This is a genomic window from Paenibacillus pabuli NBRC 13638, assembly GCF_001514495.1.
In the GTDB taxonomy this organism is placed as follows: domain Bacteria; phylum Bacillota; class Bacilli; order Paenibacillales; family Paenibacillaceae; genus Paenibacillus; species Paenibacillus pabuli.
In genome coordinates, this window is sequence record NZ_BCNM01000035.1 from 40,357 (window position 1) to 50,475 (window position 10,119).

Annotated in this window: 10 protein-coding genes and 1 other RNA gene; all 11 read left to right on the top strand. The window is 47.1% G+C overall.

The genetic code is table 11. From position 1 onward, the window contains the following. Positions 1 to 49: 49 nt before the first annotated feature. The 11 genes from fba (at position 50) to PPA03S_RS30560 (ending at position 9,915) form a co-directional block, all read left to right on the top strand. Entirely contained in the window at positions 50 to 904 is an 855-nt protein-coding gene (gene fba / locus PPA03S_RS30500) for a class II fructose-1,6-bisphosphate aldolase (RefSeq protein WP_062329669.1), read from the top strand. Positions 905 to 1,054: 150 nt separating this feature from the next. Beyond that, positions 1,055 to 2,308, top strand: a complete 1,254-nt coding sequence (gene murA / locus PPA03S_RS30505) for a UDP-N-acetylglucosamine 1-carboxyvinyltransferase (protein ID WP_062329670.1) — start codon at positions 1,055 to 1,057, stop codon at positions 2,306 to 2,308. 468 nt (positions 2,309 to 2,776) lie between these two features. After that, positions 2,777 to 4,102, top strand: a complete 1,326-nt coding sequence (gene rho, locus PPA03S_RS30515; RefSeq protein WP_062329674.1) for a transcription termination factor Rho — start codon at positions 2,777 to 2,779, stop codon at positions 4,100 to 4,102. A 97-nt stretch (positions 4,103 to 4,199) separates the two neighbouring features. Beyond that, on the top strand, positions 4,200 to 5,474 hold the full coding sequence (locus PPA03S_RS30520) for a radical SAM family protein (protein WP_062329676.1): 1,275 nt from the start codon (positions 4,200 to 4,202) through the stop codon (positions 5,472 to 5,474). Between the two features lie 103 nt (positions 5,475 to 5,577). Further along, entirely contained in the window at positions 5,578 to 5,775 is a 198-nt protein-coding gene (gene rpmE / locus PPA03S_RS30525) for a 50S ribosomal protein L31 (RefSeq protein ID WP_062329678.1), read from the top strand. Between the two features lie 149 nt (positions 5,776 to 5,924). Continuing rightward, positions 5,925 to 6,192, top strand: an RNA gene (ffs, locus tag PPA03S_RS30530) — signal recognition particle sRNA large type. A gap of 174 nt (positions 6,193 to 6,366) precedes the next feature. After that, the gene (gene dnaX, locus PPA03S_RS30540; protein WP_062329681.1) at positions 6,367 to 8,127 is read left to right on the top strand and encodes a DNA polymerase III subunit gamma/tau; all 1,761 of its coding nucleotides are present in this window, start codon (positions 6,367 to 6,369) and stop codon (positions 8,125 to 8,127) included. Between the two features lie 48 nt (positions 8,128 to 8,175). Then, positions 8,176 to 8,487 carry a YbaB/EbfC family nucleoid-associated protein gene (locus tag PPA03S_RS30545; protein WP_024628773.1) on the top strand — a complete coding sequence of 104 codons (312 nt, stop codon included), beginning with the start codon at positions 8,176 to 8,178 and terminating at the stop codon, positions 8,485 to 8,487. Between the two features lie 34 nt (positions 8,488 to 8,521). Continuing rightward, complete coding sequence (gene recR, locus PPA03S_RS30550; protein ID WP_062329683.1) at positions 8,522 to 9,121, top strand: recombination mediator RecR; 600 nt, start codon at positions 8,522 to 8,524, stop codon at positions 9,119 to 9,121. Between the two features lie 212 nt (positions 9,122 to 9,333). Continuing rightward, a complete protein-coding gene (locus PPA03S_RS30555) occupies positions 9,334 to 9,609 on the top strand; it encodes a DUF2508 family protein (protein WP_062329685.1) in 276 nt (91 codons plus the stop codon). Positions 9,610 to 9,645: 36 nt separating this feature from the next. Next, a complete protein-coding gene (locus PPA03S_RS30560; RefSeq protein WP_062329686.1) occupies positions 9,646 to 9,915 on the top strand; it encodes a pro-sigmaK processing inhibitor BofA family protein in 270 nt (89 codons plus the stop codon). The last annotated feature ends 204 nt before the right edge of the window (positions 9,916 to 10,119 follow it).

The window sequence follows — 10,119 nt, forward strand, 5'->3', positions numbered from 1 at the left end:
CGGCTAAAAACCATAGACACAACCCAACACCCCTAGGAGGATTGAAACCATGCCATTAGTATCTATGACAGACATGTTGAACAAAGCGCTCGAAGGAAAATATGCAGTTGGTCAATACAACATCAATAACCTTGAGTGGACTCAAGCGATTCTTGCTGCTGCTGAAGAAGAGAAATCCCCAGTAATCCTGGGCGTATCCGAAGGCGCAGCACGTCACATGAGCGGTTTCTACACAGTAGTTAAAATGGTAGAAGGACTCATTCACGACATGAAAATCTCCGTTCCAGTTGCAATTCACCTGGATCACGGTTCCAGCTTTGATAAGTGTAAAGAAGCGATCGATGCTGGATTTACATCCGTAATGATCGACGGTTCCCACCACTCCATCGATGAAAATATCGAAATGACTAAAAAAGTTGTTGAATATGCACACGCTAAAGGCGTTTCTGTAGAAGCCGAAGTTGGTACTGTTGGTGGACAAGAAGACGACGTGATTGGTGGTATCATGTACGCTGACCTGAACGAGTGTGTACGTATCGTTAAAGAAACAGGTATCGACACATTGGCACCAGCTCTTGGTTCCGTTCACGGTCCTTACCATGGCGAGCCTAACCTGGGCTTCAAAGAAATGGAAGAAGTTCGCGATGCGGTTAACGTTCCACTGGTACTGCATGGTGGTACAGGTATCCCTAAACATGATATCGACAAAGCCATTTCCCTGGGAACTTCCAAAATCAACGTGAACACAGAGAACCAAATTTCGTTCTCTAAAGTGGTTCGCGAAGTGCTTGCAGCTAAACCGGATGCTTACGATCCGCGTACATTCATCGTACCAGGCCGTGATGCAATCAAAGAAACCGTTAAAGGTAAAATTCGCGAGTTTGGTTCCAACAACAAAGCGTAATTTTGTCTTTACCAGTTCCATACTGTGTAAGTGGAAAGAACACCGCCTAGCCGGTGTCTTTCCATTTTCACACCTTATTTCTACATTGAAAGCCAACAGCACGTATTGCCGTTTATCGGCTGCAAAACACGTAGGGGGACATTAAGCTTTATGGAAAAATTGATGATTAGTGGCGGACGTCCGTTACAGGGGACTGTAACCATAAGCGGCGCCAAGAACAGCGCCATTGCGCTTATTCCTGCAGCATTGCTTGCCGAATCAGAAGTCGTGCTGGACAACCTGCCGCTTTTGAGTGACGTAGCGGTTTATGCAGAAATTTTGGAGGAACTCGGAGCTCATGTACACTGGGAAGGCAGTCAGATGAAGATCGATCCTTCCGACATTAAATCCATTCCCATGCCGAATGGTCCCGTAAAGAAGCTCCGTGCTTCGTATTATATGATGGGAGCATTGCTTGGGCGTTTTAAAGAAGCGACTATTGGTTTACCTGGGGGCTGTAACTTTGAGCCTCGTCCGATTGACCAGCATATCAAAGGGTTTGAAGCGCTTGGCGCAACGGTTACCAACGAACATGGCTCCATTCATTTGCATGCCAAAGAGCTGCGCGGAGCAAAGATTTATCTGGATGTAAGCAGTGTGGGTGCAACCATTAATATTATGCTGGCGGCTACTCGTGCCAAAGGCTCTACAATTATCGAAAACGCGGCTAAAGAGCCTGAGATTATAGATGTAGCAACACTATTGAATTCCATGGGTGCCAGCATCAAGGGTGCCGGTACCGAAACAATCCGTATTGAAGGTGTGTCGGAGCTCAAAGGTTGCCGTCATTCCATCATTCCGGACCGTATACAAGCAGGCACCTATATGATTGCTGCGGCAGCAACGCGCGGCGACGTTCTGATTGACAATGTGATTCCCAAACATCTGGAGGCTTTGACTGCAAAACTGCTGGAGATGGGTGTGGGCATTGAAGAGCTGGACGAAAGTATTCGTGTCATTGGCAAACCAAGCTATAATCATGTAGATGTGAAGGCACTCGTATATCCCGGCTTTCCAACCGATTTACAGTCCCCGATGACCAGTGTGTTGACACAGGCGACGGGTGTGAGTGTCTTGAGCGACTTTGTATATAGCAACCGATTCAAGCACGTTCCTGAGCTGGTACGCATGGGTGCAAAAATCCGTGTGGAAGGACGTTCAGCTATTATTGAAGGCAGTGCGTTGAATGCAGCTAAAGTAAAAGCATCCGATCTTCGCGCTGGTGCGGCGCTGGTGATCGCAGGTCTCACCGTTAGTGAAGGTGTGACCGAAGTAACTGGCGTGGAGTTTATCGATCGTGGATACGATCATCTAGTAACCAATCTGCGTTTGCTAGGTGCAGATGTGTGGCGAGAAACAGATTAATGTTGTAATGTATGACGAATTCTACAGCATTTAAGTGATTATTTTGACAGAACTGCATATCCTTTCAGTAATTGGGTAAACCTGTTTTAATAGAGTTCTCAGTCTCTCCGGGATAAGACGAAATGTTTCTGTTTCCTTTACCGGAGGGTCTTTTTTTGAGTCAGACATCATATGGCTGTAAGAACATCATTTCCTTTTCCCCAAACCCCGGTTTTGTTTGAACTGCGCTCCATAGCCGGTCTGCCCGGATCGAACGCCTCATGAATTTGTGTTCACTCACTAGCGGATCTTGCTGAAAGTTGGCCATCCCGCCCGGAAACTTACACTCAAAGACAAGTATTTGCATTATAACGGTTACATTCCGTACAATGGACAGAAGAGAGTACAGAACGATGCTGCTCTTATAGCCGGAACATCAAGCGAAACTATCCATTTCACGGACTTATTAATTGAATAGGTGGTTATTATATGGATCTACAAATTTCCGATTTGGAAGAAATGAAACTAACGGACCTCTACAAACTGGCTAAAAAATATCAAATTCCCTACTACGGTACATTAAAAAAGAAAGAACTAATCTTCGCCATATTACGTGCACAGGCTGAACAGAGCGGACTGATGTTCATGCAGGGCGTGCTCGAAATTTTACCTGAAGGTTACGGATTTCTTCGCCCAATCAACTACCTGCCAAGTACGGAAGATATCTACATCTCAGCCTCGCAGATTCGCAAGTTTGATCTTCGAACAGGGGACCTCGTATCAGGCAAGTGTAGAACACCCAAAGAAAACGAGCGATACTTCGGTTTGCTGCAAGTCAACGCTGTCAATGGTGAGAATCCATCAGCGGCTGCGGAACGACTTCACTTCCCGGCATTAACCCCATTGTACCCGCAGAAGAAACTGGTTCTCGAAACATCCCCCAACCATTTGTCCACACGCATTATGGATGTGCTCGCCCCGGTAGGACTGGGACAGCGCGGATTGATCGTAGCACCTCCCAAAGCGGGTAAAACACTTCTCCTCAAAGAAATTGCCAACAGCATCTCAACCAACAATCCAGAAATTGAACTATTTGTCCTGTTGATTGATGAACGTCCGGAAGAAGTAACGGATATGTCGCGTTCGGTTAAAGGGGAAGTTGTGGCTTCTACGTTTGATGAGCTGCCAGAGAACCATATCAAGGTTGCGGAATTGGTGCTTGAACGTGCCCTTCGTCTGGTTGAAGCCAAAAAGGATGTCGTAATTCTGCTGGATAGCATTACGCGTCTTGCTCGTGCATACAACCTGGTCATCCCGCCATCTGGACGTACGCTTAGTGGTGGTATCGATCCGGCAGCGTTCCATCGTCCGAAACGTTTCTTCGGTTCTGCCCGGAACGTGGAAGAAGGCGGAAGCCTGACCATCCTGGCTACAGCCTTAATTGATACGGGATCACGTATGGATGATATCATTTATGAAGAATTTAAAGGTACGGGCAATATGGAACTGCATCTGGATCGCAAGCTGGCAGAGCGCCGTATTTTCCCGGCTATCGATATTCGTCGCTCCGGTACACGTCGTGAAGAAGTGCTGCTGAGCAAGGAGGAGCTCGATACGATCTGGGCAATCCGTAAAAATATGAATGATTCACATGACTTTGTCGAAGGATTCCTGAAGAAATTGCGTAATAGCAAAACGAATGCCGAATTTTTGGCTGCTTTTGATACAGCTGGCAATAGCCCGACAAGCAATTCGGGGACAACAACAACCCGGCGCTCTCCAAGACAGACGGCTACTTCGGCAACAACGACTTAGAAGTCAATGGAACGTTTCAATTATTTACGCAGCGTTTCTGCTGAATTTACAATAAACTCGTCGTTAGGTTTAACCCATTAGATGTGAGGAGAACATCATGTATTTAGTATACGCAGATGAAAAAGGTAATGTATTTGATCACCCCTCCCTGTACGGACTTGCGCGCAGTGGGGATATGATCGTTGAGATTATGGAGGATGAGCTGATTCCTCTGCCGGAAGGTGCAACGCTGGTTGGCTTGCCAAGTACCCGTCCCATTGGAATGGACCCCGATACAGGTGAAATGCTGCCAATGCCTAGCGACACACAAGCGGTTGGAGCTTTGCTTCCGCAAGGCTTCACTCGGTTGTGCCTGCCGGGCTATGTGAAGAACGATAAGGAGTACAAACTGCCTTTGTTTGGTTATTCGGCTGTCGTGTGGAAAGATGGTCAGTTCTATGTCACTGCCCAGATGTCTGATCATCCAGATCAATGGAACCCGTTGAACTGTGATCGGGATGACGTGCGCGCGGGGGTTAAACGTTTGACAAAGAAATATCCCGAAAACCGCCTCTATACCCATTTGTCGAATTGCGCGCTCGGGTATGAATGTCTGACTTCGTCCAATACTTTCCTGAATCGTTGGGAAGGCGGAGTACCGGTATCCTATTCCTGTAACGCAGGCTGTTTCGGATGTATTTCCGAGCAACCGGACGATAGCGGCTTCGTCTCCCCGCAGACCCGGATGAATTTCCGTCCGCGTGTAGACGAGATCGTTGAAGTGATGTTGGAGCATCTGAAGACACCGGAATCGATTATCAGCTTTGGTCAGGGATGTGAAGGAGAGCCTTCCACACAGGCCAAACTGATTATTGAAGCCATTCGTGAAGTTCGGTCCATAACGGACATGGGGTATATCAACATTAATACCAATGCCGGTTTGAGTGACCATATGAGAGGCATTGTGGATGCGGGGCTCGATCTAATGCGTGTAAGTACGATCAGTGCATTGGATGACCACTATAATGCATACTACAAACCTCGAGGATATACACTGGCCAATGTAGAAAAATCGATGAAATACGCTGCTTCCCAGGGGGTATATACGTCGATCAACTATTTGATCTTCCCGGGAGTCACAGATCGGGAGGAAGAGATCGAAGCGATGATTGAGTTTGCTCGCAGAACCGATTTGCGTCTTATTCAGATGCGTAATCTCAACATTGACCCAGAGAGCTATCTGGAATTGATTCCTCCGGCTCAAGGTGATATTTTGGGCATGAAGCAAATGATTGAGATCTTCGAGGAAGAGCTGCCTGATGTCGTTATCGGCTCGTATACGCATGTTCCTCCAACCGGAATGGCGCGCCCCAAACGCCTGATCACCTCTTAACAATAATGGATTGCAACCGGCTTTAGGCCGTGTTATAATCTTCGATGTTGTGCCATTTACTCTGGGTCCGCTTGAGGCTCAGGGCGGAAAGAGGTGAAAGGTAATGAAAGCAGCAATTCATCCTAATTACACGATTGGTCAAGTATCTTGCGCTTGCGGGAATACTTTTGAGACTGGTTCGGTTAAAGACGGACTTCGTGTAGAGATTTGCTCCGCGTGCCACCCGTTCTTCACTGGTAAACAGAAGTTTATCGATGCTGGCGGCCGTGTTGATCGTTTCAAGAAAAAATACGGAATCTAATTCAGCAACCCTCGAGGGATTGTCTGCTAATTGCATCCAAACCACCTCTGCCGTTCAGGCAGAGGTTTTTATATATTTCAGGCGAATCAATATACTTCCAATTTCCCTCTGGTTGCAATTTGGACTGGCTTACGTTATACTATTTCTTACCGTGCTAGATGGGGAGGTAGCGGTGCCCTGTAACTCGCAATCCGCTACAGCGAGGTTGAATTCCTGCTAGAGGTTTTGTCGATGTGAGGTTTGGTCCCTTAACGTGGTGTTGACGGTTGGGTCCTCCGCAATGAGTACTCATGAACCTGGTCAGGTCCGGAAGGAAGCAGCCATAAGTGAGATCACTCTTGTGCCGGAGGGTTGCCTAGCCCGAGCTGTTGTTAAGGGGTGCCGCTTGGATCGCAATTATCGATAGCAGGTGCACGGCTTACCATTTAAATGTAGAGACCTTTGCAGTTGTACGTATGCAGAGGTCTTTTTGATATGTCTTAAAAAACCATGCATGAATGAGTCAGATAAAGTTTGGATTCATCCCGGAATATAGTATAATGGGGGAACGACAAAGGACTCGAATGCGAAGTGGAAGGAAGGTAACGCATCATGGAGCATATCGCGTTATACCGGGCTTGGCGTCCCCAGTCGTTTCAAGATATGGTGGGACAACAGCATATTATTCAGACCTTGCAGAACGCGATTCGTGAACAGCGAACTTCCCATGCCTATTTGTTTAGCGGGCCCAGAGGAACAGGGAAGACGAGTGCCGCCAAGATTTTGGCCAAAGCTGTGAACTGCGAACGCGGGCCTGCGCCTGAGCCTTGTAACGAGTGTGAAGCTTGCCGCAGGATTACGACGGGCGCTGTAATGGATGTGCAGGAGATTGATGCGGCATCCAACCGGGGCGTTGAAGAAATCCGCGATCTTCGGGAAAAGGTGAAATACGCCCCAACTGAAGTCCGGCAGAAAGTCTATATTATTGATGAAGTGCACATGCTGACGACAGAGGCGTTTAATGCTTTGCTTAAAACATTGGAAGAGCCTCCACCACATGTGATGTTTATTTTGGCAACAACAGAGCCCCATCGCCTTCCGGCTACGATTATTTCCCGCTGTCAGCGGTTTGATTTTCGCCGGGTATCTCTGGAAGAACAGACAGCACGGCTTACGCTGATTTGCGAACAGGAAGGCATGGAAGCTGATCAGGACGCGCTCCAGTATATTGCTCGTCTGTCTGATGGGGGAATGAGGGACGCGCTTAGTGTCCTGGATCAGATCTCTTCTTTTACGGATGGAAGAGTAACCTATCAACAGGTTATGGATATGACCGGAGGCATTCCTTCCGAACAGTTTGCAAAGTTGGCTGCATCTCTTCTCAAGGGTGATGTAGGCCATATCTTGCAAATGATTGAAGGGTTCATGCATGAAGGGAAAAGCGCGGACAAGTGTATGGAGAATTTGCTTTATTATTTCCGTGATTTGCTTATGATTAAGATGGTGCCGAATGCAGATAAACTGACGGATCGGGTACTTAATCCCGAATCGTTCCGTAATATGGCGGAATCATTCACCAAAGAACAGCTGTTCCAGATGATTGATACGCTTAATCGGTACCAGAGTGAAATGAAGTATGCCGTACAGCCGCAGACATTGTTTGAAGTAGCTCTTCTTAAACTGTGCAGCATTCCGGCACAAGGAGCGGCAACGGGTCAGGTGGTGGCTTCAGCGGGTGCATCTTCAGCTGGCTCGACGCAAGTTGATGGTGGGGAGATCAATCGCTTGAAACAGCAACTTGCCGAATTGGAGAAGAAGCTGGATCGTGCGCTTAAGAGTGGTTTGTCTGGAGGAGAGGCTGCGCCAAGTGCACCTTCACGTCCGGCAACACGAGCTCCCGTGTCCAGGGGGAATTCGCCAGCGAAGCTTCCCGCGCAGCTTGATCAATATGTTGCGCATAAGGGGTCTCCTGAGTTCGTGGAGGTCAGCAAAAAATGGAGCCAGATCCTGCAACGTGTAAAGGAAGAGAAAGTGACCGTGCACGCTTGGTTTATGGATGGTGAGCCGGTGTCGCTGCTGGAAGACAATGTCCTAGTAGCGTTTAAGAACAATATTCACCGCGAGACTACAGAAAAGCAGGCTAACCGTGAAGTGATCGAACGGGTGTTGTCCGAACAGCTTGGGCGTCCAGCTCGGTTGGTAACGATGATGCTCAAAGATTGGACTGGAGCGATGGAAGGAGCTACTGAAACGCCAAAGGAGGACTTTAAGCTTGAACCTGAGCATGAAGACGGCGGTTCAGGCAATAAGCAGCCTTGGATTGATGAAGCAATCCAGCTCTTTGGTGAGGATCTTGTGGTGATCAAAGAATAGATGTACAGGCGTCTGGCGCGATAACTATAACAAAGGAGATGAATAATCATGAACAACATGAACCAAATGATGAAACAAGTGAAGAAAATGCAGGAGCAAATGCTGAAGGCACAAGAGGAACTGGCAGACAAAACGGTCCAAGGTACTTCTGGTGGCGGTGTTGTAACTGCTGAAGTTAACGGACATAAGAAATTGCTGGCCATTACGATCAAACCGGAAGCAGTTGATCCTGAAGACGTTGAAATGCTGCAGGATCTTGTTATGACAGCTGTTAATGACGCAATGACTAAAGCTGACGAAATTGCGAACCAGGACATGGGTAAATTCACAGGCGGTATGAAAATTCCGGGATTATTTTAAATAAAATTGATCCTATCAAAGGAGACGCAATCGATTGTATTATCCCGAACCGATAGCAAAGCTGATTGATGCCTTTACCCGTTTGCCGGGAGTTGGCCCCAAGACCGCCGCGCGACTAGCTTTTCATGTGCTTAACATGAAGGAAGATGACGTTATTGATTTTGCCAAAGCGCTCGTCAGTGTGAAGCGGAACCTTCATTACTGTTCGGTGTGTTGTAATATTACGGACACTGACCCGTGTCGGATCTGTCAGGATAAGTCCCGGGATGTTTCGGTAATCTGTGTAGTCCAGGACTCCAAAGACTTGGTGGCTATGGAGCGTACCAAGGAATTTGACGGATACTATCATGTGCTGCAGGGTGCAATCTCTCCTATGGAGGGGATAGGGCCGGATGACATCCGTCTGAAGGAACTTTTGACTCGATTAAGCGATGAACGGGTTAAGGAACTGATTCTGGCAACGAATCCGAATATTGAGGGGGAGGCCACGGCGATGTATATTTCTCGTCTGGTACGTCCATTTGAGATATCGGTCACTCGGATTGCCCATGGATTGCCCGTGGGGGGCGACCTGGAGTATGCGGATGAAGTGACTCTTTCCAAGGCGCTGGAAGGGCGCCGGGAAATGAGGTAGTGGGTTAGTCTGTGCTCTTTAGTGAGAATGAGCGCATGAATGAACCCAGTTTCTAAAAAATAAATGAGTCAGGTTTATTATATCCGGAGAGCCCTAGGGCTCTCTTTTTTTATTTTATCTAATCCCGAAAAATTAATAGGGCGCAGTTCTAAGTTTGTCCCTTCCCTGATATGTATGAGAATATGCTGTGCTGATCAGGAGGGAGTGAGTTTATGTTTATATGGCGGAATGTAAGAGGTTCAGTGGAGAAGCGTGACCGTATACTGAAGGAGCTGGAAGAGGAACAGATCTATTCAGATATTCAAAAGGCCAAGGCGGAGTGGGAAAGGGCTGTCAGACAGTTTGAGGAGGCACAGGGAGAGGATGAGATCGATTATGCAATCTATGTGCTAGAAGCCGCGGAGCGCAAATATCAGATTCATTTGAAACGTGCTAAGCGTTTGGGGGTTAAAAGGGCAGTTATGAGTGATCGTGGGATGGGCATGTAGGTGAAGGTGTGTATTCAATAATTGGGGGGGCTGGATATGAAGAGTCTTATATTAGGTAGTGTGCTTGTTGCATCATTACTAGGATTGATTATTATCCTTTTCAGAAAGCGGATAGGGTTGTCCTTCTTTACATCATTCGGAATTCATCTGGTGCTGGCTGCGGTAGGGATATATGTTGTTAATTATTCGGGCTGGATTACGGGTACCTACATTCCGCTGAACCCTGCAACAATAGGTACTGTAAGCATTTTGGGATTGCCGGGTGTTGGATTATTGTTGGGTTTGAAAATTTCTTTATTTGGGTAGTTGACTCCCTGGTTGTTTATATGGTACATTATATCTCGTTGCTTTGCTTGCTTGGTTAAATGCTTTGAGCGAAATGAATGGGTTCGATAAGAACTTGGAAAAAGAATTTCAAAAAAAAGCTTGACTGAAACAAACGAAGCGTGGTATATTATAAAAGTCGCCGCTGAGAGAAAATGGTGACGAAAAATCAAGAAATTTATCAAG